Source organism: Bradyrhizobium sp. GW821-FHT13H06 (assembly GCF_058803975.1).
Window position 1 is genome coordinate 358399 of record NZ_JBXAPN010000007.1, and the last position, 22146, is coordinate 380544.

Sequence of the window (22146 nt, forward strand, 5' to 3'; positions counted from 1 at the left end):
CTTGAAAGCAGAGCGGGGCCCGGCATGTGCGCCGGTTGTCCGCCCGGGCGTCGCAATATCAGACTTGGTCGGAAAGTGCCAGAACCCGCGATGATGGATGCAGGCACGAAACAGGCGGCCCGAAGGCCGCCTGATCCATCGCGCTCGCGCTCGTTGACCTACTGGCAGATGTGCTGGCGGCCGTCTTCGCCCTTGAACCAGGTCCCGGGCGTACAGACGAAGCCGTTGCGCTGGGCGTAGGTGCGGTTGTCCCATCCACGATTGTTCCAGCCGCGGTCCCACGAATTGTCATAGGCGTAGGAATTGTCCCAGGCGCGGAATGGGGCGGTGGCGATCGCGCCAGCGGTGCCGATCGCGGCGCCGGCAACGCCCGCTGCGACGTCGGTCGGCCAGAAGCCGGTGCGGCTCCTGTTCCAGTCGTTATTCCAGTCGCTATTGGTCTGACGATAGGACGCGCGGCGATGACGATAGCCGCTATCGGTGTAGGGGTTTCCCGGGCCGAGGTTCTGGCAGTTGGCGTTGGGGAATTGCGCCGCGCAGCGGCCGGGATTGGTGACGACCGCCTGCGCCATGGCGGAGCCTGCCAGCATGGTCGCTGCAATCGCCGTCGCCCCGAGAAGCTTGATGTTCATGGCTGTTCGCTCCCATCTTGTTGACGGGGGCTAAACGCCGAAGGCGCAGGACGTTCCGATGCAACCGTGGGATTTTTCGCAGCTGGACAGTCAAACGGATGTGAGCACGGCAGCGTTGTTCCGGCGGCGGAGCCTTCGCCGTTAACACTTCGCTAGCTCGCTTTGCGGCATTTGAGCGGCGCGCAACCCTTACACATTAGGCTTACCGGAAATTGGTGAGCAGGCCTTAACCCTCTCTGCGTGGCGATCGGTTAGGTTGTCGCCGGATAATCGGGGTCTCCTCATGCGCGCCGTGGCGCTCGCCGCCTTTCTGATCGGACTGCCTGCGACGGCGTTTGCCGGCGAGGGCTTCGATATCGTCGTTCCCGGCCGCCCCGGGGTGCCGATCATCATCAACAACATCGACGCGTCCTACAGCGTGGTCGAAGGCGTCTGGGGTCTGGGCAAGAACCAGCAGGTGCAGCCGACGATCTATGGCGGACGCTATATCGCCGATCGGCAGCCCGACCATGTCGGCCATTACTATCCGACGCTCGGCCATCGGCCCGGCTACGGTCGGCTCGAGGTCGAGCCGCCGGCGAACCGCAAATTGCCGAAGCCCGCCGAGAGCTATCACCAGAGTTGGGGCGCGTCGTCCGCGCCGCTGCCGCCGCAGATGGACGCGCCCGTCGATCCACCGCCGGTGATCTACGCGCCCGAGATCAACGATCGTCCTCGGCCCCCTCGGCCGCGGCCGCGTACAGAGCTACCCGGCAGGCCGCCGGGTTGAGAAACGTGACAATCCAAAAAAACGGAAATCAACAGGAGAGAGTAATGCGTCAGATGATTTCGGGACTGGTCGCGGCAGCAGCCGTGACGTTCGCCGCCACCGCGCCCGCCGCCGCCTGCGGCTTCACCACGTGCGCGCCGGTTGCGCCGGTCTATTCCGGCTGCAACACTGGCTGCGGCGGCTATGGGTATGGCTACGGCTACGGTTATGGCGCCTATGAGCGTCTCGTCGAGCCGACCACGCAGTATTACTACGTGAACCAGGGCCCGACCTATACCGGTCCGGGCGCGTTCGCGCCGTATCCGACCTACCGTGAGGACGCGGTCGTTGCGCCCGCCAATTACGGCTACGGCTACGGCTATCGTGCCGCTGCGGTCGCACCGCCGGCCGCTTACCCCTATCGCCGCCCGTACTACCGTCCGTATCGTTATGGCTACGGCCCCCGCTACGGCTATCTGCCGCGTGTGCACTACGGCCACGGTCCGCGCTACGGCTACGCTCATCGCCACGCGCCGCATTACTATGGCGGTCACCGCGCGCTGCGCCGCTATCACTGATCTCTGATCGGCCAAAGCCCAACGAGACGCCCGTCCGCGCGATGCGGGCGGGCGTTTTGTTGTGTCAAAGCATGATCCGGAAAAGTGCGCAGCGGTTTTCCCTCGCGACAAACGCGGAACGCGTTTGCGCGGAGATCATGCCGAAACACCAACCTGAAGCGCGATGACGATTCATCCTGATCGCATTGCGCCTTAGCGCTTCATCAGGCCGAGCCGGCTCGCGCCGACATAGAGCGCGAGCACGGCGGCGTTCGAGACGTTGAGGCTCTTGATCTCGCCGGGCATGTCGAGCCGCGCCACGACGCTGCAGGTCTCGCGGGTCAATTGCCTGAGGCCCTTGCCTTCGGCGCCGAGCACGAGTGCAAGCGGCTCGCGCAGCGCGACATCGCTGATATCCTCGCTGCCTTCGCTGTCGAGGCCGACGGTCTGGAAGCCGCGCTCGTTCAGCGCCGTCAGCGCGCGGGCGAGGTTCTGCACCGTGACCAACGGGACCAGTTCGAGCGCGCCGGAGGCGGCCTTGGCCAGCACGCCGGTCGCTTCCGGACTGTGCCGCGCCGTGGTCACGATCGCCTTCACCGCGAACGCTGCGGCCGAGCGCAGGATGGCGCCGACATTGTGGGGATCGGTGATCTGGTCGAGCACCAGCACCATGCCTCCCTGCGTCAGGGTCTCGATATCCGGCGAGGGCAGGGGATCGGCCTCGGCCAAGAGGCCCTGGTGCACGGCGTCGGGCGACAGCAGCCGGTCGATCTCCTGGGGCCGCACGATCTCCGGCGCCACGCGGGTCTCGATGTTCTCGTCCGCAAGGCGCCTTGCGGCGTTCTCGGTCAGCGTCAGCTTGCGGATCCGGCGCCGAGGGTTGGCCAGCGCCATGGTGACGGTGTGCCAGCCATAGAGGATGACGGGGCCGTCGAGCTGCGAATCACGGTCGCGCCACGCCGAGCGGCCGGCCGATTTCCCGGGCCGGTTGAAGGGCTTAGCCCCGCCGCGCCCCCCCTTGGGGCCGAATTTTCGATCCTTCATGGGCTCGCTTCTGTCATGGGTTCCGGAATATGGCAATTTCGATGGCTGCGAGGGCGATTTTAGCTGTTTGCCTCGGTTGACTTTGCCCCACTGCATCGCCCATAAACGCGCCCGGTCGCGCCCCGATCCGGGTTGTCGCGGCCTTCACGTTCCATGGCCGACTTCGGTCGCCGGCAAGGTCCGGCCCGATTGTGCTGCCGTCGAGCGGGGGAGTGTCCCGAGTGGCAAAGGGAGCTGACTGTAAATCAGCCGCCTCATGGCTTCGCAGGTTCGAGTCCTGCCTCCCCCACCACGCTTCGCCCTTCGGGCTCCGCGTGGCGCAGCCACGTGAGGTCCGAAGGGCAAAGCGTGGTGTCCGGCGAAGCCCGTAGGGCGAAGACGGACTGAAGCCGCCTCAAGACGCTACCCCATCATCTCCCGCACCATCGGCACCACCTTCCGCCCATAAAGCTCGATGCTCCGCATCAGCTTCTCGTGCGGCAAAGGTCCTGCCGAATACTTCAACTGAAACCGCGAAATGCCGAGCGCCTTCGCGGTCTTCGCGATCTTCCGCGCCACCGTTTCCGGCGAGCCGACATAGAGCGAACCGTGCTCGGCCTCGCTGACGAACTCGTCGCGCCCCATCGGCGGCCAGCCGCGCTCCTTGCCGATGCGGTCGCGCATGGCCTTGTAGTCGGGCCAGAGCTCCTCGCGCGCCTGCACATCGGTCTCGGCGACGTAGCCCGGCGAATGCACGCCGATCGGCTTGGCCGGGCGGCCGAACTCCCTGAAGGCGCGGTGATAGAGATCGACGTAGGGCGCAAAGCGCGCAGGATCGCCGCCGATGATCGCGAGCATCAAGGGCAGGTCGTAATGCGCGGCGCGGACCACCGATTGCGGGCTGCCGCCGACGCCGATCCAGGTCTTGAGCGTGCCGTTCTCGACCGGCGGATAGACCAGCTGATCCCGCAGCGGCGGACGCAGCTTGCCTTCCCAGGTCAGCGGCTGCTGCGACAAGAGCGCGGCGAACAAATCGAGCTTCTCCTCGAACAGCTCTTCATATTTGCGCAGGTCGAAGCCGAACAGCGGAAAGGATTCGGTAAACGAACCGCGGCCGAGGATCACCTCGGCGCGTCCGTTCGATAGCGCATCGAGCGTGGCAAAGCGCTGGAACACGCGGATCGGATCGTCCGAGGACAGCACCGTCACGGCCGAGCCGAGATGAATGCGCCGGGTGCGCGATGCGATCGCCGCGAGGACGGTCTCGGGCGAGGAGATCGCGAAGTCAGCGCGGTGGTGTTCGCCAAGCCCGATGAAGTCGAGGTCGAGCTCGTCGGCCAGCACGGCTTCGTCCACGATGTTGCGGATCACCCGCGCATGCGTGATCAAGGCGCCGGACGCATCTCTCGTGACGTCGCCAAAGGTATCCAGTCCGAATTCAAGCGGTGCGGTCATCGATCAGGTCTCTGTGGGAGGATCGGCCAGATCTAAGGGACCGCGGCCCGGTCACAAGCGCACCTGCGGAAATGCTCGGTTTCCGTTTGCGAATTCTATCGCGCGATCCTCACCACCATCTTGCCGAGCGCAGCGCGCGCCTGCATCGTCTTGAACGCCTCGCGGAAATCCTCGAAGGCGAAAACCTGGCCAACCACGGGCTTCAGCTGGCCGTTGGCAAGCCAGCCCGTCAATTGCGACATCAGGCGCGTCTGCTCGTCGGGCTCGCGCGTTGGAATCTGCGCAAGGTCGACGCCGAGCAGAGCGCCGCCTTTCAGCAGCGGCAAGTTGAACGGCAGCGCGGGGATGGCGCCTGCGGCAAACCCGACCACGAGATGGCGGCCGCGCCAGGCGATGGAGCGAAAAGCCTGCACAGAGATCTCGCCGCCAACGGGGTCGAAGATCACGTCGGCGCCGTGTCCTCCGGTCAAGTCCTTCAGCGTGTCGCGCCAGCCGGCCTGGGTGTAGTCGATCACGGCGTCGGCGCCGTGTGCCTGCGCGAACGCGCGCTTGTCCGGCGTCGATGCCGCTGCGATCACGCGAGCGCCGAGCAGCTTGCCGATCTGGACGGCTGCGATTCCCGTACCGCCAGCCGCGCCAAGCACGAGAAGTTGTTCACCTGCGCAGAGCGAGGCGCGTGCACTGAGCGCATAGAGCGCGGTCAGATAATTGGCGCGAAACGAGGCGGCGACCTCGGCCGCAACGCCGTCCGGCAGGGAATGGAGCGCTGCGGGGCTGACGACGATCTCCTCAGCAAGCGCGCCCGACCGCGTCATTCCCATTACTCGCATGCCCGGCTGGTAGCCGTCAGGTGCGTCGGGTGCGTCGGTCACTACGCCCGCGAACTCTGTCCCGGGAACGAATGGCAGAGGATCTTTGGTCTGATAGCGCCCCTCGATCTTCAAGCCGTCGACAAAGCCGATTCCAGCGGCTTCGACGCGGATGCGCAACTGGCCGGGCTCCATGGATGGGGCCGGGACGTCCTTCAGCTCGATCTGATCGATGGGGGCGTATTGCTCGACGACTACGGCTTTCATGTCGAAGCTCCACTGTTCCAGTTATCCTGACACGTCCCGCGACCAGCCTCTTGTGTCTACCGCCACATCCCCCGCATCCGCGCCCCGATGTCGATCTTCGGCCCCTGCGCTGCGGTGCGCGCAGCACCTGCTGCGGCCTTCGGCCAGGCGGTGCGTTCGAACAGATGGACCAGCTGCTCCGGGATGAAGCGGGTGCGTGAGGCGTAGACGTGGCGATCGCCCTTTGCGGCCTGGCCGTGGGTGAAGAAACGCTGGGGAACGACGAGGTGGAGATCGTCCTTGGCGCGGGTCATCGCGACGTAGAGCAGGCGGCGCTCCTCCTCGATCTCGGCGCTGGTGCCGGCGCCGAGATCGGACGGCATGCAGCCGTCGACGACGTTGAGCACGAACACCGATTTCCACTCCTGGCCCTTGGCGGAATGGATGGTGGAGAGGATCAGATAGTCTTCGTCGCGCAGGGGCGGTCCGGATTTGTCGCTGGTCGCATCCGGCGGATCGAGCGTCAGCTCGGTCAGGAACTTTTCGCGCGAGGCATAGCCGCTCGCGATCTGCTCGAGCTGCATCAGATCGGCGCGGCGCGTCTCGGAATCCTCGTGGATGCGATCGAGATGCGGCTCGTACCAGAGCCGCACGCGCTCGAGGTCGACCGGCCATTCCGAATAGCGCAGATTTTCGACCGTGCGGACGAAGTCGGTCCAGTCGTCGCCGGTGCGCGCCGGCACCGGGAGCCGGCCGAGCGCGGCAAGCGGATCGGTGCTCTCCGCGATCTGGTCGAGCACGCGCTGTGCGGTCGCGGGCCCGATGCCCGGCAACAGATGAAGGATGCGAAAGCCGGCGACGCGGTCGCGCGGATTTTCGGCAAAGCGCAACAGCGCCAGCACGTCCTTGACATGTGCGGCGTCGAGGAATTTCAGCCCGCCGAACTTGACGAAGGGAATGTTGCGGCGCGTGAGCTCGATCTCCAGCGGACCTGAATGCGAGGAGGTGCGGAACAGCACCGCCTGGTGCTTGAGCAACGCGCCTTGCTCGCGGTTCGCCAGCACCGCCTCGACGATGTAGCGCGCCTGGTCGGCCTCGTCGTGCACGGTGACGAGCTGCGGCTTCTGCCCTGAGGTGCGCTCGGTCCAGAGATTTTTCGTGAAGCGTTCGCGCGCGAGGCCGATGACGCCGTTCGCCGCCGACAGCACCGCCTGCGTCGAGCGGTAGTTGCGGTCGAGCGTGATCATCTCCGCGCGCGGCGAGAAGCTTTGCGGAAACTCCAGGATGTTGCGCACGGTGGCGGCGCGGAACGAATAGATCGACTGCGCGTCGTCGCCGACCACGGTGAGGCCGCGCCCGTCGGGCTTGAGTGCCAGCAGGATCGAGGATTGCAGGCGGTTGGTGTCCTGGTATTCGTCGACCAGCACGTGGTCGAAGCGACCGCCGAGTTCTTCCGCGATCAGCGGATCGCTCATCATCTGCGACCAGTAGAGCAGCAGGTCGTCGTAATCGAGCACGTGCTGGGCCTGCTTGGCCTCGACGTAAGCGGCGAACAGGCCCTTCAGCTCGGCGGCCCAGCCGCTGCACCAGGGATAGTGCACCCCTAACACCTTCTCGATCTCCATCTCGGCGTTGACGCAGCGGGAGTAGATCGAGAGGCAGGTGCCCTTGGCGGGAAAGCGGCTCGCGGTCTTCGACAGTCCGCGCTCGTGCCGCACCAGGTTCATCAGGTCGGCAGAGTCCTCGCGGTCATGGATGGTGAAGGCGGGATCGACGCCGATCCGCTCGGCATATTCGCGCAAGAGCCGCGCGCCGATGCCGTGGAAGGTGCCGGCCCAGGTGAGCGCATCGCGCATGATCGCGGCGTTGTTCTCGCCCAGCACCTTTCGGGCGATGCGCTCGACGCGGCCGGCCATCTCCGCCGCCGCGCGGCGCGAAAACGTCATCAGCAGGATGCGGCGGGGGTCGCTGCCTGCGACGATCAGATGCGCGACGCGGTGGGCCAGCGTGTTGGTCTTACCGGAGCCCGCGCCGGCGATGACGAGCAGGGGAGCGCCCACGGTCGAGCCCTCGACCACGCCATGCTCGACGGCGCGGCGCTGCTCCGCATTGAGCGTGTCCAGATATGTCGCCACGAATCGCCCCGGTGAAAGAGGGAGAGTCGGCGATCCCGGCGCGAATCGCAATGCGGCTGGACGGAACCGGAATTAGGATTTAGGGGGAAGATGGCCCCCAGTTCCAGCGCACCCCATGCCCGACATGACCGAGCTCAAGCCCGACCAGTTCGAGATGCGACGGCTGGAATCGCTCAGCAACACCATTTTCGGTGTCGGCATGACGCTTCTCGCCTATGATCTGCCCAAGGCCGCTGTGTTCACCAGCGCGCCGGACTGGAACGACCTTGCCCGGGTCTATTCCGGCAAGCTGATAGGCTTTGCGCTCAGCTTCATCATCGCCGGCGTGTTCTGGATCAGCCATCACCGGCGGCTGGCGCGCCAGCCGGTCGGCAGCCGCGGCGACGTGATCCTCAACCTGTTCTTTCTGCTCTCGATCGTGCTGCTGCCGGTCACCAACGGGCTCTACACCAATTACGGCATGAGCAGCGCCGTCGCCGTGCTCTACGGCTTGCATTTGACCGCGATCGCGGGCCTCAACGCCTGGCTGTGGTGGAGGATCCTGGGCGGCTGGCGCCAGGAAATCATGGCCGCGCTGTTTCCGCTGCTGGTGTTCATCCCGGGCACGATCGTTGCGGCGTTCGCGCCGCACGTCGCGCCCTTCTTGTGGTTCATCGCCTTCGGCGGAATCGTGATCCAGCGTTTCTACAATCCGCGGACCGGGCCGGACGCCTAACGCGCGATGCGATCAGGATGAACGCCGTCGCGCTTCAGGTTGGTGTTTCGGCATGATCTCCGCGCAAACGCGTTCCGCGTTTGTCGCGAGGGAAAACCGCTGCGCACTTTTCCGGATCATGCTTCAGCTCACCCCTCCGTCGCCCCGAACCCATCGGCCGGCACGTAAAGCTTGACCGGCCGGATTTCGTAGACCGCCGTCGGATTGACCGCACGCAGCTTCCGCGCCGCCGCGATTGCCTCATCCTCGGTGGCGCATTGCATCAGGTGGAAGCCCAGAAGCTGTTCCTTGGTCTCGGCAAACGGCCCGTCCAGCACCATTCCCGCGCCAGGGCCGCGCAAGGTGCGGGCCTTTCGGGTCTCATCCAGGCGGGCCGCCGGTCCAAACTGTCCGCTTGCCCGGAGGGGCGCCTGAACCTCGATGACTTTGGCCACGACTGCGGCGTCCTGCTCCGGCGTCCAGGACAAGATCTCGTCTTCCACGTGGTAGGCCAGGATCGCGTAGAGCATCGTCACCTCTTTCTTTGCACAGGTCCCAAGGACGTAGCACGGCAGCCCGTCCCGACAATCCCGAGACGAATATTGCGTGCCCGGCAAGGTGGCGAAACGGTTCTGAAACCCGATTGCGCCCCGGCCATGTGAACGCCGCCGGAACGGGTCGCGACTGATGCACCATAAACAACAGGCTTTTGCGGGAGGCGGCAATGTCGGGACATACCATCAAGATCATCTGTGACGCGCGGCGGGCGGGACAGTCGGAGCCGGCCGATCTGCACGACCAGGCCGGTCATCACGCTATTACGGCAGCTCGGCCGAGAACGGCGGCGAGCGGATCGTGGAAAGCCGGCGCGGCAAACGGCCGCGCGCGCTCAACATCTGCGGCTTCTGAAGCCTTTCGACGAGCCGGTCGTTCATATGATCGTCCTGCAATTGTCGATCGCGGCGATGCCGTTCCTGCTCGCAATCATGAGCCGAACGGGCAAGGCTGTCGTCCCGTGCCTTCTGACGAGCCTCCTCACGGTGCTGCTTGGTGGGGAGCCGCACCGTGCAAGTCGTGGCCGGTGCCTCGGCATGCTGATCGCCGCCGTCGCGCCGCACGAGCGGCCTCGCGCCGGCCGACCGGCTTCCAGTTTCAAAGAAATCGCAAGGAAAAGGCGCGGCGGGGAGGCCCCGTCGCGCCCGATTTCGTGCTCGCTGGTCCAGGGCTGAGAGCGCCCCGATGCCAAGCCTTTAGTCAAAGCTCAGCGGGCGATCCCAGCGAGGTGACAGCGCTTGAGATAAGACACTGGATCACCTCCTTTCGTTGGTTTCGGGAAACATCAATATAGGCAACCTTGCCGCCGCTGTTAAGGGCGGCGGGTCCGGAGGAACCGGGGCGGTCCGCGAAGCCTGTGAGGGCCGAGAAAGCGACCTCCTCGGCAGTTGAGACCGCCGCCCGGCCGTGTTAGGGGATCGGCCGACGCGGGTGTAGCTCAATGGTAGAGCAGCAGCCTTCCAAGCTGAATACGAGGGTTCGATTCCCTTCACCCGCTCCAATATTTTCAATCACTTATCGGTTTTCCTGATTTACATTCCGACAAGGCGGCTGAATCCATTCCGACAAATGTTCACTTTCTGGCCGCCTGCTTGCGCCGCTTGATGCACTTCATCTGTGCGTCCTGCTTGGCCTCGTCGTCATGATGAAGGTAGACCGGCAGGAGACTGCTGTGGGTTTCAGCCATCCGAAACGCTTCGACGCGCAGGCGCAGACGACTGAACTGAAAGCGCTCAAGTCAGAAGCGCAGACGCTTGCTGGTTCGCTGCCGGCAAGCGAGGCGTGATGGCGCTTCCTGGGAGAGGGCACGCATTCGAGTTGCTCTCGCGAGGGCGTGCGCTTGGCGCCGACGTTTCTGGCCGATGAAGATATGAAGGGCCGCCTTATGAACAGTCTTCGTTCCTGCTGGCGCGCCTCGGCATGCTGACCTCGCCAGGCCTTGCGCTGGATGATCTCCGTTTGCCAGACCGTTGAGGCGCCGCAGCGGCTGGTGCCGATGGCCATGCCAGCATCGCAAGTTCGACAACTCGGCGAAGCTCTCCAGACGTGGCGCCGGCCTGCGGCAAGTTCATCATGGCCTGCAACACGCCGAGGAAGTGCCACGACAGACCGGCGATGTCAGACGTGGGGGCCAATTCTCCCCTGGCGACAGCCTCCCGCAAGATTCTGTCGAGGATGGCGCGCTGGCTCATGACGCCCTCCCGCGCGACCGCCTGGCTCGCAGGTGGCAGATCGGCCATTTCCGTGCAGGATCGAGCGAGCATGCAGCCGGAGGGGCGCGCCGTCTTGCCCTCTCTGGGCAGGAATTCGTGAAAGAGAGCTTCAAGCTGCTGGCGCTTCGTACTGGCTTGAACCGCATTCATCCGCTTCAGGACGCGCTGGGCGTAGGTCGAAAGAACCTCCTGGAACAAGCCGTCCTTGTCCCGAAACCGCTTGTACATGCTCGAGCGCGACAGACCCATCGCGGTCGTCAGTTGATCGATCGACGATGCTGCGTAGCCATGGCGCCAGAAGATCTCCATTGCGGAGCTGATCACGGCACTGTCATCAAATTGGGGCTTTCCGCTCATGGAATTCTCGCTTGACATGTTGGAACGATCGTTCCAACAATCTTGAACTGATCGTTCCAAGATACCCAAAGGATCCTCAATGCTCAAGCACTCCCGGAGTAACGACAGTCGCCCCCGGATCGCCGTTGCCGGCGCCACAGGCCGAGTTGGCTCAGCCCTCATCGCAAGCCTGGTATCCGAACCTCTTGATTTGGTGGCGCTGACCCGGAATCCGGACGCACAACGCGTGCCCTCCGATGCTTCTCTTGCGGTGGTAGACTTCGATGTACCGTCTAGTCTCGAGGACGCCTTGCGTGGCGCCGATCGGCTTTTTCTTGCCCACGGCACCTCACCTCGGCAAGTCGACAACGAGATTGCACTGATCGATGCAGCTGTCGGCGCAGGCGTCGGTCACATCGTAAAATTGTCCGCGATGGGGCCGCCCTCTCGGTTGCATCCGATGGACTGGCACATGCAAATCGAGGCGCATCTGGCGACTCTCGACATCGGCTACACGGTTTTGCGTCCATCAACCTTCGTCGATATCCTGGCACGGACCGGCGCTCAAGTTACCGATGGCTCATGGGGCGGCGCGGCGGGCGATGGACTGGTTAATTTGATCGACACGCGCGACGTTGCGGATGTCGCGCGCGCTGCGCTTCTGGACGACGCACACCCGACTGCTCAGCGCGCCTATCACCTGACCGGGCCACGGGCGGTGAGCATGCCAGAGATCGCCGAAGAAATATCGAAACTACTTGGGCGGACCGTCACATATCAGCAGCGAAGCGGCGCGGAGCAACGCGAAAAACTGCTCGCCTCGGGACTGAATGAATTTGTGGCTGACTTGCTGGTCGGACTGGATCGTCTCTTCCACGATTCGGCGCTCGCTGAAACGACGTCAACGGTTGAAAATTTGACGGGCCACGCACCGCGGTCTGCCGCGGGCTGGCTGAGCGAAAACATCTCGAAGTTTCGGAAGTAGATCAAAGAGAAGGCGCCATAAAACAAGATGTTTGCGGTGGTTTAGGGTGATCCCGCGTGATGTGCGATTATGGGGCCGGCGTTGCCTTCCAAGCTGAATACGAGGGTTCGATTCCCTTCACCCGCTCCATCCCGATCCCGTTGCTCCGGGTCCGAGGGGCCGCGCGGCGGCGCTCGCGGAAAACATTCCAGGCGCGATTGGCGGCGGTGATTTAGCGACCTCGATTGGCAAGCGCGATGATGGCGCGGCCGACCTGAATTAGCAGCGATGGCGCCAGGCTGCAGCCCATGATGATGGCCCACATCGCCGCCGTCGGAGGGGTGACGTGCAAGACTTCCGCCATCAGCGGCCAGTAGGGAGGAACCGCGAGCAGAGCGCCGCAGAGGCCGACGGCAGCCCAGATCCATGGATTGCGCGTGACCTCGTTGGCGACGACGCCGGAGCGGCTGCTGTGCATGTCGAAAACGTGCCAGAGTTGCGCGAATGCGATCGTCAGGAATGTGGTGGTGACCACTGCCTCGCCGGTCCAGCCGGCCGAAAGCGCCAGCCCAAGCGCCGCGAAAGTTCCGCCCGCCAGCGGAATGCTCTGCAGCACGATCGTTGTCCATTGCCGGCGACCGAGGATCGGCTCCTTCGGATGGCGCGGCGGCCGCTCGAGAATATCGCCTTCTCCCTCGCCCATTGCCAGTGCGAAAGCGGGGAATACGTCGGTCACGAGATTTAGGTACAGGATCTGCAGCGGCAGGATCGGCAGGGGCAGTGCCGCCGCGATCGCGATCCCAACAACCATGACCTCGCTGATGTTGCAGGACAGAAGGTAAGCGGCGGCCCGACGGATATTGCCGAAAATGACTCTGCCTTCCCGAACCGCTTTGACGATCGTCGGAAAGGCGTCGTCGAGCAGGATCATCGCCGCCGCCTGGCGCGCGACGTCCGTTCCGCGCAGGCCCATGGCCACGCCGATGTCGGCCTGCTTCAACGCCGGTGCATCGTTCACGCCATCCCCGGTCATCGCGACGATTTCACCGGACGCCTGATACGCGCGTACGATCGCAAGTTTCTCCGCCGGGCTGACGCGGGCGAAGATGCCAATGCGCTCCAGCTCCTGCGGATGCTTTTCGATGAGATGCTCGACATGGCGGCCTTCCGCCACATGGTCAGCCTCGAGCCCGATCGCACGGCCTATGCTGCGGGCCGTGACGGCATGATCGCCGGTCACCATGACGACGCGGATGCCGGCATGACGGCAATCGCGGATCGCCTGCGGAACGTCGGCGCGCGCAGGATCTTCCAGGCCAACGAGGCCCACGAACACCAGCTCGCCATAGGGCTCAGCATCTGCGGATGTCGCCAGTTTGGTCGCGCAGGCGAGCACGCGCAGGCCGTGCTGTCCGAGCTCGGCAATCCGCCCGCTCCATAGACGGCGCGCGGCTTCGTCCAGTGTCGTCTCGCCGTTCTCGGTGAGCATGCCGGTGCACGCCGCGAGCACATGCTCCGGTGCGCCCTTCACGGCATAGAAATACGCGTCGCCGTGCTGGTGCACGGTCGCCATCATCTTGCTTTCGTTGTCGAAAGCGTGCTTGGCCGCGATCGGAAAGCCGCGCAGCAGCTCGCGGCGGTTCAAACCCGCCGCCCGGCCAGCCTGCAGCAGCGCCACTTCCATGGGATCACCGCTATGGGCTACTCCCCCATGGCCAAGCGAGGCCTCGTTGCAAAGTACCATTGTATGCAGCAGCCGCTGGAGCAGCGCATCGCCGGCAAGCTCCTCCGCGCCGGCCTTTTCGACTTCGCCGGATTCGACCCACAACCGCCGCACGGCCATCCGGTTCTCGGTGAGCGTGCCGGTCTTGTCGGTCAGGATCACCGTGGTCGCGCCCAATGTCTCGACCGCGGAGAGCCGCTCCAGAAGTGCATTCTGGCGGGCCATGCGCCACATCCCGCGGGCGAGCGCGAGGGTGGCCACAATCGGCAGGCCCTCGGGAATGGCGGCCACCGCGAGCGCGATCGACGATTCCACAACCAGGAAAGCGTCTTCTCCCTTCGCCATTCCAACCGCCGCGATCACGACGGTCAGTAGCCCGACCGCCCAGACGAGCTGCCCGGACAACCGTGCGAGCCTGCGTTCAACCGGTGAGCTCTCGGGCTCCGCGCCTTCGACGAGGTGAGAGATCCGGCCGAGTTCGGTCCGGGAGCCCGTCGCGACGACGACGCCAAGACCACTGCCGCGCGTCACGGCCGTGCCCTTGAACAGCATCGATGTGCGTTCGGCGATCCGCGCATCTTCGGCGGCCGGCTCGGACGACTTGTCGACCGGCACCGACTCGCCTGTCAGGGTCGACTCGTCGGCCGCAAGCCGCGAGGCTTCCACGATGCGCAGGTCAGCCGAGATCGCGTCGCCGGCCTCGACGAGGAGCATGTCGCCGGGTACGAGGTCCTCCGCCGGGAGCACGCGCGTGTGACCGTCGCGTCGCACGCGAGCCGATGTCCGGCCAAGCGCGCGCAGGGCCTCGATCGATCGCGCCGCCCTGATTTCGGTCAGGAAGCCGATGAGGGTGTTGAGGACGAGAACGGCGACGATCGCCACGCCTTCCGCGAGTTCGCCGAACCAGAAGGCGAGCGCAGCGGCTGCCGCCAGCAGGTAGACCACCGGGGTCTGCAGCTGGTGAAGAAGTATGGTCAGGGCGCTGACCCGCTTCCTTGCAGCGATCGCGTTCGACCCGAAGCGGATGCGGCGCTCGGTCGCCTCGCGTTCCGCGAGGCCTTGCTCCGGCTCGACCTGAAGCGCGCGAAGGATTTCGCTCGCCGGCAACGAATGCGCGGTCGCCGTTGTCAGTCCAACTTCATGCATCAAATCGCTTGTCGGCATCAGAACCTGCGCCTCTTCCCGGCTATCTCTGAAACATCTGGTGAGCGACGTCAGGACCGACAGCGCCGGCCCATGCGGCCGCGATGACCAGCACGAGGCCGGGGATCAGCCGCAGCGCGAAGGAGCGCCCGCCGCTGACCCAGCCGACCACGATCTTGCTGAGCGTATTTGTCGACAGCGCCGCCAGAATCGGAGTCACAGCGTCGGCGGAGTTGATCTTTCCCGAGGCGGCGAGGGTGGCTGTGGCGACGGCTGGCGAATGCGTATCTGCGAGCCCGGCTACGGCCGCGCTGACCAGCAGGCCGGTTTCCCCGAACGCGTCCCGCAGGCCGGCAGAGAGCACGAGGACGCCGGAGAGCGTCAAGGCCAGCAACAAGGCCGTCGGCAGGCTGAAAGCACGTCCGAGCTGGAGCTCGGCGGCGCTCGTCTCTCGCATGCCCTTCACCGTGAAGATCGCGCCATAGAGACCTGCCGCGGCACCGGCACAGAGGAGCGGAATCATCAGACTCTGCAACGTAGCGAGATTTGTCGCTGCGAGCACCGCGACGAGCTGAACGTTCGTTGCGACGGTCGAAAGCGTTGCGCCGGCGGTGGCGGCGCCAAGCAGCTCCGGTGCCTTGCGAGCCCGCGCCCCCATCGCTCCGATCGTGGCCGTGCTGGAGACAAATCCCGAGGCGAAGCCTGAGACAGCAAGACCGCCTCTTGCGCCGAGCAGGCGTATTGCAACATGCCCGGCGGCGCCGATGGCCATCACCAGAATGACGATGATCCAGATCGCGCGTGGATTGAGCGCGCCATAGGGGCCCACCGGCCGATCCGGAAGCAAGGGTAGGACAACGAGCGTGGCGGCGGCAAAGATCAGGCCGTCCTTGACCTCGCCTTCGCTGAGCACCTTCCGGACGAAGTCGTGCAATGCCGCACGGCCTGCAAGCAGAATGGCCAGAATGACGGCAACGCCCGCGGCCAAAAGGGGACGCTGGGTGGCCAGTCCGCCGAGCAGAACCGTCAGGATGAGTGCGGTCTCCGAAGTCAAGCCGGGATCGTCGCTCCTGGACCGGAGATAGGCGATCGCGGTCATGGCCATGATCCCGGCAGTCACGAGCGCCAGCAGGCCCTTGCCGCCGATCATGACGCTGACGGCACCGGCGAGTGATGCCGCGGCAAAGGTACGCAGCCCGGCAGGCGAGCGCCCCGGTCCCTCGCCCTTGCGGCGTTCTCGCTCGAGACCGATCAGGAGCCCGATGCCGAGTGCAACGATGATGGCGATGACGTCGGGGCTTAGGCTCGGCTTCAGGAAATCCATCATGTGTACTGCACGGCGTCACGTTCTTGTGCTTGTGGCGGTGCTTCGATCGCGACTGCTGCCCAACCCCGCCGGATTCGTATCAACGTCATGGTCACCGCCGGCAGCAATAGATCAAGTGCCACGCCCGCTGGCTCGAGAAAAAGGAGGCCGACGACGATAGCAATGAACGGCAGCATCGCATGCATCCGCCGCGAGCGTGCCGGAGATGCGACAGCAGATCCCGGCACGGTATCCACTTCGAGTTATCTCCTGCAAGGACCAGCGGCTTGGAACTATCGACGAGGCCGCCGCCAGGCCGCTTGATTTCGGTCAATCTGACGGCCGCAGAGATGTCGCAAGCCCGCGAGGTCGTTGAACGTGGCTGAGATGTTGCCGCCGCACGGGATTTCGTTCGGGCGCAGTGGATAGAACCCGAGATGTCGCGGTCCGTGAGTGGCAGGGATTCTCGTTTTCGCCCCGCATACGCCAGTTGCGCCCCAGCCTTGCAATGATCCCTGCGAAGGAGCGCTTGCGAATTGGCGTTTCTTCATCTCTGCGGTTGATCCTGCTCAAACAACGGTGCTGGTTTCGGGCGAGAGTAACGTTCCGGTAGCTGTGGGACCAAACCATGTCGTTTGAGCGGGTCTTGCGATGGACCCTGGTTGCGATTGCAATCGCAGGATTGGCCGCGGGTATTCTTGCGCGAGCCGTCGGCCGCCTCGATCTGGCCGATCTCGCATGGGCGCTCGGCACTGCGCCCGTGATCGGCGGACTGGCGGTCTCGATCGTCAGGGACCTGCTGGGCGGCCGTCTGGGCGTGGACGCGATTGCGCTGCTGTCGATGAGCGCGGCGCTGGCGCTGGGCCAGCCGCTTGCCGGCGCCGTCGTTGCGCTGATGTATTCCGGCGGCAATGTGCTGGAGGACATCGCGATCGCGCGGGCGGAGCGCGACCTGCGATCCCTGGTCGATCGGGCACCGCGGCAGGCTCATCGCAAAAGCAACGAGCGGATCGAGGAAGTGCCGATCGAGGAAGTCGCAGTCGGCGAACAGCTCCTGGTGCGGGCAGGCGAGATTGTGCCTGTCGACGGTATCGTCGGCTCGGTCTCGGCCACGATCGACGAGTCTGCGGTAACAGGCGAACCCATTCCGGTCGAGAAGACACGCGGCAGCGCAGTGCTTTCGGGCTCACTCAATGCGGGTGAGACCTTCGAGTTGACCGTGACCGCGCCGGCTGGCGAGAGCACCTACGCCGGCATCGTGCGCATGGTGACGGCGGCCCAGACGGCGAAGGCTCCCTTCGTGCGAATGGCCGACCGCTATGCGCTGATCTTTCTGCCGGTGACGCTCGTCATGGCCTTCGTGGCGTGGCGCATCTCCGGCGATCTGACCCGTAGCCTTGCTGTGTTGGTGGCGGCGACGCCTTGTCCGCTGATCCTGGCCGCACCGGTCGCCTTCATCGCCGGCGTGGCGCAAGCCGCCCGCCGCGGCATCTTGGTCAAGGGCGGAGCGGCGCTGGAGGCGCTGGCGCGCGCGCACACCGTCCTGCTCGACAAGACCGGCACCCTGACCGTGGGAGGGGCGCGGTTGCTCTCCGTCGAGGTCGCGCCGGGGCAGGACGCGGACGAGGTCCTGACGCTTGGGGCATCGCTCGAGCAAGCCTCGCATCATGTGCTCGCGAAGGCGGTCGTTGCTGCCGCCGTCGATCGCGGTCTCAAACTGAGGCCGCCGGAACATGTCAAGGAGACCATGGGGTCGGGCCTGAGCGGCCTGATCGATGGACGCCAGGTCACCGCCGGCTCGCGAGAGATGCTTCTCTCACATGCCGAGCTATCGCCGTGGGAACTGCGCGCCATCCGGCGCGCCTCGTGGCGTTCGGCGTTGATCGTATTCATTGCTGTTGATGGTCGTTCAATCGGCGCACTGCTGCTGGCCGACGAGCTGCGGCCCGATACGCCACGCGCGATCCGGCTGCTGCGCGATGCCGGCATTGTGCGGATGGTGATGGTCACCGGCGATCGCGCCGCAGCGGCGCAGGCAATCGGTGCGGCGCTCGACCTTGATGCCGTGCTGGCCGACCGCGTTCCTTCGGACAAGGTCGAGGCGGTGCGTACCGAGCAGCGCCAGCATCCGACCATCATGGTCGGCGACGGCATCAATGACGCCCCGGCGCTGGCCGTGGCCGACATCGGGGTCGCGCTCGGCGCTCGCGGCGCGAGCGCCTCGTCCGAGGCCGCGGACGTGGTGATTCTGGCGGACCGGCTCGATCGGGTTGGCGAAGCGATCGTGATTGCACAGCGGGCGCGGCGTATCGCCGTGCAGAGCATTGTCGTCGGCATGGGGCTGTCACTGGTGGCAATGGTCGCCGCCACTCTTGGCTGGCTCGATCCCGTGCCCGCGGCGATCGTCCAGGAGGTGATCGATGTTGCGGTCATTTTGAATGCGCTGCGGGCGCTCACTCCGGCCCTGGTCAGGGGCGGCCCGCGCATCACGACGGAGCAAGGCTTGTCCTTGCATCACGATCATCAGGCCCTCTTTAGGGATCTCGACCGCCTGCGCGATATCGTCGACGCGCTGGACGACGTGACGCCCGAATCCGCCGCGGCGTTGATCGGGGAAGCCCACCGCCTGGTTCAGAATAGCGTCGTGATGCACGAGCGCGAGGATGAGGACAGCGTCTATCCAAAGCTTGCGGAGGTTCTGCGCGACCGCCATGGCCTGTCTGCCATGAGCCGCGCGCATCGGGAGATCCTGCACCTCGCCCGGCTGCTCGCTCGGATCGTCGAGGACATTCCGTCTGAGAAGATCGACCGCTATCTGGTCCGGGACGCTCAGCGGGTCATCGAGGCGATTGAAACGTTGGTGCGCATGCACACGGCTCAGGAGGAGGATATCTACGAAGCCGTGGCGGCATAGGCGACAGCTCGATATGCGAGCGGGCTAAGGTTGATCTGGAGGGATTCCTTGCTCCTCCTGTCGCTCGAATATGGAAGTGTACCGGCGATCTCACCAATGCTGTAGCCGGTCTTTGCCGGTCTTTCCGTCCTTGGCGTAGAGCGCATTGTAGACAATGCCCATGACGATGCTGTAGCTGAGCAGCATCATCAGAGAGAACAATGCCGGCGAGATGCCGAGCCCTGCATCGAGTGCAAAGAAGCCGAGGCCGATGATCGGGAAGAATACCAGTCCCATGATGATCCATCCGAATACTCCGAATACCGCACCCTTCGTCACCCCAGTCTTGCCGGGTAACCGCTGATAAGAGTATCCGAAAACAAGCCCGACCAATGTGGAACCGTTCAGGAATGATAGCGCCCACGGCACAATGGGATCGACGGCGCTCCCCACCAAATGACTGAGCGTTGCCTGGAGATTGTCGTAGGGCTGAAACGATGGAAGCAGCCCTTCGCGAGATTTGAGATACATCAGCAGCGAATGGGCGATACTGCCGGCAATACCTGCGGCAATCGACTTCCAGATCCGATCGATTGTTAGTTGAGACATCGGCAGCGCATCCGGAGACCCAGTAGCTGGCCGGAAACTTGGCTCCCTGTTTGCTCCGGCCCTTGCCGCGCCCGGTAGTCTCGGGCGCTTATTGACGTTCGGCAGACAGCTTGTCGCGATTGGCCTCCATGCAAGTTCGGGTCTGGCGCGAACCGTGTCCCTTGTTGGCGCAACAGATCTGGATGTCTTGCGTGCATAGCGCGGCGACAGGACCGGTCTGACCAAATGCTGAAGTCGCAACTGTAACTGCGACGAGCAGCATTCTCATCGCGGTACCCCAGTTCAGCGAAACACCTGTCGAAGCCTGCCCGCAGTTCGATCCATTTGTCTTGACGTGGATCAACGCTGGAGGGGTTGCCAGGCAGGAGAAGCTGGCCTCCCACAAGTGCCTTGTGGCTTCTGATGTGTGCAGCATTGAGTCAGCTCAATGCGACACGGCTCGATCGGCTCCATTGTGCCCTGCGATCGGTCACGCCGATGTCGGCATGAGACAGGGCCCACATGCAAAATCTAAAGCGGGCATTTTGGGGTAGTCTGGCGGTTCTCGTCCTGCTCTGGCTGGTTGCGGAACCCCGTCCATTCGGGACCGGTCCCTTTTTCCCGCTTCGCGAGAGGATGGTGCAGTTAAGCGGCGTCCTGGCAATCGGTTGCATGAGCATGGCGATGATCCTCGCACTGCGACCGCGCTGGCCGGAGGCGTGGCTCGGCGGCCTCGACAAGATGTACCGCTTGCACAAATGGTTCGGCATCACGGCCCTTGTGACGGCCATTGTTCATTGGCTATGGGCCAATGGCCCGAAATGGGCAGTCGGCTGGGGTCTATTGGCGCGACCGGAGCGTGGCGCGAGGCCCATCATCGAGAATCCCATTGAAGCCTTCTTTGCCAGCCTGCGCGGGTTGGCGGAGGGGCTCGGCGAGTGGGCATTCTATGGGACTGTGGTGCTGATCGTTCTGGCACTCGTTCAGTGGTTTCCCTACCGGCTGTTCTACAAGACGCATCGGCTTATCGCCCTTGCGTACCTCGTGTTGGTCTTTCATGCCGTCACTCTGATGAAGTTCAGCTACTGGATGTCCCCGCTCGGCTGGATCATGGGCGGGCTGCTTGCCTGCGGCACATGGGCGGCCGTTCTTGCGCTCCTGCGACGCGTGGGCGCTGGGCGGCAGGTTAATGGCAGGATCACCTCTCTGAAATACTATCCCGGCGTCAGAGCAATCGAGACCGAAATCGAGGTGCCGCACGGCTGGCCGGGACACAGACCGGGCCAATTTGCCTTCGCCACGTCGGACACCTCGGAGGGCGCCCATCCCTACACGATCGCGTCCGCCTGGAGGGCTGAAAACCCCAGGATCACCTTCATCACTAAGGAACTGGGCGACCACACCAGCCGGCTGCGGGAGAAGCTCCGCGTCGGGCAGGAAGTAAAGGTGGAAGGGCCCTACGGTTGCTTCACTTTCGACGACGATTGCGCGCACCAGATCTGGATCGGCGGAGGCATTGGCATCACGCCTTTCGTCGCCCGCATGAAGGAACTGGCCATGCAGACGGGGACTCCCGCTTGCACCATTGCGCCGACGGTTCACCTCTTTCACACCACGGCTGATGTCGACGAGGAGGCGCTGGGAAAGCTTGCAGCGGATGCGCACTCGGCTGATGTACGCCTGCACGTTCTTGTCGACGCCCGTGATGGACGACTGAGTGGCGAGCGCATTCGCGAAGCGGCGCCGGAATGGCGCACGGCGAGCATCTGGTTCTGTGGCCCGACCGCCTTCGGTGAAGCGCTCAGGCGAGACTTTGCCACGCACGGCTTTCCTGTCGGCGACAGGTTCCATCAGGAAATCTTCGCGATGCGATAGCGCAGAGGTCGAACCTGGCACGCACTTCGCTGGCGGAATGCCAGAATGCTGTGCCCTGCGGCGAGCTGGAGGAAGGCGACGCCAGCATAGTCATCTTCCGCTTGCCCCAACAAGATGACCGAAATCCAGTCGGGATGCTGGCCGCTGTTGAGCCGGAGGCAAGCATCCAGCGTCGGCGCTGCTATTGTTTTGGAATCGCATCAAGAGAGTGTCTCCGTCCCTTGCTGGGGCAGAGACGGCAGGCGGATCGCAAGACGAGCGCCATCTCAAAAGCACCCGGTCCTATTGCTTCAGCCGGGCAATCTCAAATACAAAGGCGGCCTGGAAGATTGGTCCGCTCATCGTTCGAACCTCGATCGCCATGTGCTGGCGCTCATCGAGTGGGGGAAGGTCCTTGGCCAAATCGCCTAACGCTCTTGCAGCTTCGATCTCGGCCGCCTTCTGATCGGCGAGATCAAGGCCCTCTTCGTCGGGGTAGAGATCCTGGCCGTCTCTAATGTCGAAGTAGTACCGGGTCATCACGGCGCTCCCTCTGCAGGCGGGAGCGCGCGTGGTCTCTCAGCCACCGACGCCCATGGTTGGCTGATGTCGGTGATACCTGAAAATATGGGGCAAGAGGTCCGATGTTCCAAGCTAATTCTTCTTCGGTCCCGGCTCGTGTGGAGGTGGGGGAACTCATGGTCGAACGATGAGTTGACTTGGATTGGCTTGCGAGCGGCCGCGCCCGAAGATGCCATGAGCGCAAGCACTGT

20 protein-coding genes and 2 tRNA genes are annotated in these 22146 nt (G+C 64.3%); 9 read left to right on the forward strand and 13 right to left on the reverse strand.

Going from position 1 to position 22146, the window contains the following annotated elements:
* Nucleotides 1-158 precede the first annotated feature (158 nt).
* On the reverse strand, nucleotides 159-632 hold the full coding sequence (locus AC1RQP_RS28270) for a hypothetical protein (RefSeq protein ID WP_239624554.1): 474 nt from the start codon (nucleotides 630-632) through the stop codon (nucleotides 159-161).
* 283 nt (nucleotides 633-915) lie between these two features.
* Between AC1RQP_RS28270 and AC1RQP_RS28275 the strand changes: the two genes are divergently transcribed.
* Nucleotides 916-1401 (forward strand): hypothetical protein, encoded by a 486-nt coding sequence (locus AC1RQP_RS28275; RefSeq protein WP_492939822.1) that lies wholly within the window; start codon nucleotides 916-918, stop codon nucleotides 1399-1401.
* Between the two features lie 44 nt (nucleotides 1402-1445).
* Nucleotides 1446-1958, forward strand: coding sequence for a hypothetical protein (locus AC1RQP_RS28280; protein WP_239624550.1), 513 nt, complete (start codon nucleotides 1446-1448; stop codon nucleotides 1956-1958).
* Nucleotides 1959-2150: 192 nt separating this feature from the next.
* Here the strand turns inward: AC1RQP_RS28280 and rlmB are convergent, their stop codons facing one another.
* Entirely contained in the window at nucleotides 2151-2981 is an 831-nt protein-coding gene (gene rlmB, locus AC1RQP_RS28285; RefSeq protein WP_492939824.1) for a 23S rRNA (guanosine(2251)-2'-O)-methyltransferase RlmB, read from the reverse strand.
* A 206-nt stretch (nucleotides 2982-3187) separates the two neighbouring features.
* Between rlmB and AC1RQP_RS28290 the strand changes: the two genes are divergently transcribed.
* Nucleotides 3188-3273, forward strand: a tRNA-Tyr gene (locus tag AC1RQP_RS28290).
* Between the two features lie 110 nt (nucleotides 3274-3383).
* Here the strand turns inward: AC1RQP_RS28290 and AC1RQP_RS28295 are convergent.
* From AC1RQP_RS28295 to AC1RQP_RS28305, 3 genes are all read right to left on the reverse strand, one after another.
* The gene (locus tag AC1RQP_RS28295; RefSeq protein ID WP_492939826.1) at nucleotides 3384-4415 is read right to left on the reverse strand and encodes an LLM class flavin-dependent oxidoreductase; all 1032 of its coding nucleotides are present in this window, start codon (nucleotides 4413-4415) and stop codon (nucleotides 3384-3386) included.
* A gap of 95 nt (nucleotides 4416-4510) precedes the next feature.
* The gene (locus AC1RQP_RS28300) at nucleotides 4511-5491 is read right to left on the reverse strand and encodes an NADPH:quinone oxidoreductase family protein (protein ID WP_492939828.1); all 981 of its coding nucleotides are present in this window, start codon (nucleotides 5489-5491) and stop codon (nucleotides 4511-4513) included.
* Between the two features lie 56 nt (nucleotides 5492-5547).
* Complete coding sequence (locus AC1RQP_RS28305; RefSeq protein WP_492939830.1) at nucleotides 5548-7605, reverse strand: ATP-dependent helicase; 2058 nt, start codon at nucleotides 7603-7605, stop codon at nucleotides 5548-5550.
* A 124-nt stretch (nucleotides 7606-7729) separates the two neighbouring features.
* On the opposite strand from AC1RQP_RS28305, the gene AC1RQP_RS28310 reads away from it, so the two are divergent.
* A complete protein-coding gene (locus AC1RQP_RS28310; protein ID WP_239629826.1) occupies nucleotides 7730-8320 on the forward strand; it encodes a TMEM175 family protein in 591 nt (196 codons plus the stop codon).
* A gap of 128 nt (nucleotides 8321-8448) precedes the next feature.
* On the opposite strand, the gene AC1RQP_RS28315 is transcribed toward AC1RQP_RS28310, so the two are convergent.
* The gene (locus tag AC1RQP_RS28315; protein WP_061880604.1) at nucleotides 8449-8829 is read right to left on the reverse strand and encodes a YciI family protein; all 381 of its coding nucleotides are present in this window, start codon (nucleotides 8827-8829) and stop codon (nucleotides 8449-8451) included.
* A 288-nt stretch (nucleotides 8830-9117) separates the two neighbouring features.
* Nucleotides 9118-9417, reverse strand: a complete 300-nt coding sequence (locus AC1RQP_RS28320; protein ID WP_492939832.1) for a hypothetical protein — start codon at nucleotides 9415-9417, stop codon at nucleotides 9118-9120.
* 363 nt (nucleotides 9418-9780) lie between these two features.
* On the opposite strand from AC1RQP_RS28320, the gene AC1RQP_RS28325 reads away from it, so the two are divergent.
* Together AC1RQP_RS28325 and AC1RQP_RS28330 are read left to right on the forward strand one after the other, a co-directional pair.
* A tRNA-Gly gene (locus AC1RQP_RS28325) sits at nucleotides 9781-9854 on the forward strand.
* A 141-nt stretch (nucleotides 9855-9995) separates the two neighbouring features.
* On the forward strand, nucleotides 9996-10139 hold the full coding sequence (locus tag AC1RQP_RS28330; RefSeq protein WP_492939834.1) for a hypothetical protein: 144 nt from the start codon (nucleotides 9996-9998) through the stop codon (nucleotides 10137-10139).
* 97 nt (nucleotides 10140-10236) lie between these two features.
* On the opposite strand, the gene AC1RQP_RS28335 is transcribed toward AC1RQP_RS28330, so the two are convergent.
* A complete protein-coding gene (locus AC1RQP_RS28335; RefSeq protein WP_492939836.1) occupies nucleotides 10237-11010 on the reverse strand; it encodes a TetR/AcrR family transcriptional regulator in 774 nt (257 codons plus the stop codon).
* Here AC1RQP_RS28335 and AC1RQP_RS28340 point away from each other — a divergent pair.
* Complete coding sequence (locus AC1RQP_RS28340; RefSeq protein ID WP_492939838.1) at nucleotides 11003-11887, forward strand: SDR family oxidoreductase; 885 nt, start codon at nucleotides 11003-11005, stop codon at nucleotides 11885-11887. The two genes, AC1RQP_RS28335 and AC1RQP_RS28340, sit on opposite strands and share 8 nt — an antisense overlap.
* A gap of 211 nt (nucleotides 11888-12098) precedes the next feature.
* Here AC1RQP_RS28340 and AC1RQP_RS28345 read toward each other — a convergent pair whose 3' ends face one another.
* Genes AC1RQP_RS28345 through AC1RQP_RS28355 form a run of 3 tightly spaced genes read right to left on the reverse strand, consistent with a single transcriptional unit; the run spans nucleotide 12099 to nucleotide 16295 of the window.
* Complete coding sequence (locus AC1RQP_RS28345; protein WP_492939840.1) at nucleotides 12099-14753, reverse strand: cation-translocating P-type ATPase; 2655 nt, start codon at nucleotides 14751-14753, stop codon at nucleotides 12099-12101.
* A gap of 22 nt (nucleotides 14754-14775) precedes the next feature.
* Nucleotides 14776-16059 carry an MgtC/SapB family protein gene (locus tag AC1RQP_RS28350; protein WP_492939842.1) on the reverse strand — a complete coding sequence of 428 codons (1284 nt, stop codon included), beginning with the start codon at nucleotides 16057-16059 and terminating at the stop codon, nucleotides 14776-14778.
* The gene (locus AC1RQP_RS28355; RefSeq protein ID WP_492939844.1) at nucleotides 16056-16295 is read right to left on the reverse strand and encodes a hypothetical protein; all 240 of its coding nucleotides are present in this window, start codon (nucleotides 16293-16295) and stop codon (nucleotides 16056-16058) included. Before AC1RQP_RS28355 ends, AC1RQP_RS28350 begins: the two co-directional genes overlap by 4 nt.
* A 371-nt stretch (nucleotides 16296-16666) precedes the next feature.
* Between AC1RQP_RS28355 and AC1RQP_RS28360 the strand changes: the two genes are divergently transcribed.
* On the forward strand, nucleotides 16667-18952 hold the full coding sequence (locus AC1RQP_RS28360) for a heavy metal translocating P-type ATPase (RefSeq protein WP_492939846.1): 2286 nt from the start codon (nucleotides 16667-16669) through the stop codon (nucleotides 18950-18952).
* A 90-nt stretch (nucleotides 18953-19042) separates the two neighbouring features.
* On the opposite strand, the gene AC1RQP_RS28365 is transcribed toward AC1RQP_RS28360, so the two are convergent.
* Complete coding sequence (locus AC1RQP_RS28365) at nucleotides 19043-19540, reverse strand: DUF6789 family protein (protein ID WP_492939848.1); 498 nt, start codon at nucleotides 19538-19540, stop codon at nucleotides 19043-19045.
* Nucleotides 19541-20041: 501 nt separating this feature from the next.
* On the opposite strand from AC1RQP_RS28365, the gene AC1RQP_RS28370 reads away from it, so the two are divergent.
* Nucleotides 20042-21394, forward strand: coding sequence for a ferredoxin reductase family protein (locus AC1RQP_RS28370; RefSeq protein WP_492939850.1), 1353 nt, complete (start codon nucleotides 20042-20044; stop codon nucleotides 21392-21394).
* Nucleotides 21395-21676: 282 nt separating this feature from the next.
* Here AC1RQP_RS28370 and AC1RQP_RS28375 read toward each other — a convergent pair whose 3' ends face one another.
* On the reverse strand, nucleotides 21677-21913 hold the full coding sequence (locus AC1RQP_RS28375) for a DUF6894 family protein (RefSeq protein WP_028182355.1): 237 nt from the start codon (nucleotides 21911-21913) through the stop codon (nucleotides 21677-21679).
* Nucleotides 21914-22146 lie beyond the last annotated feature (233 nt).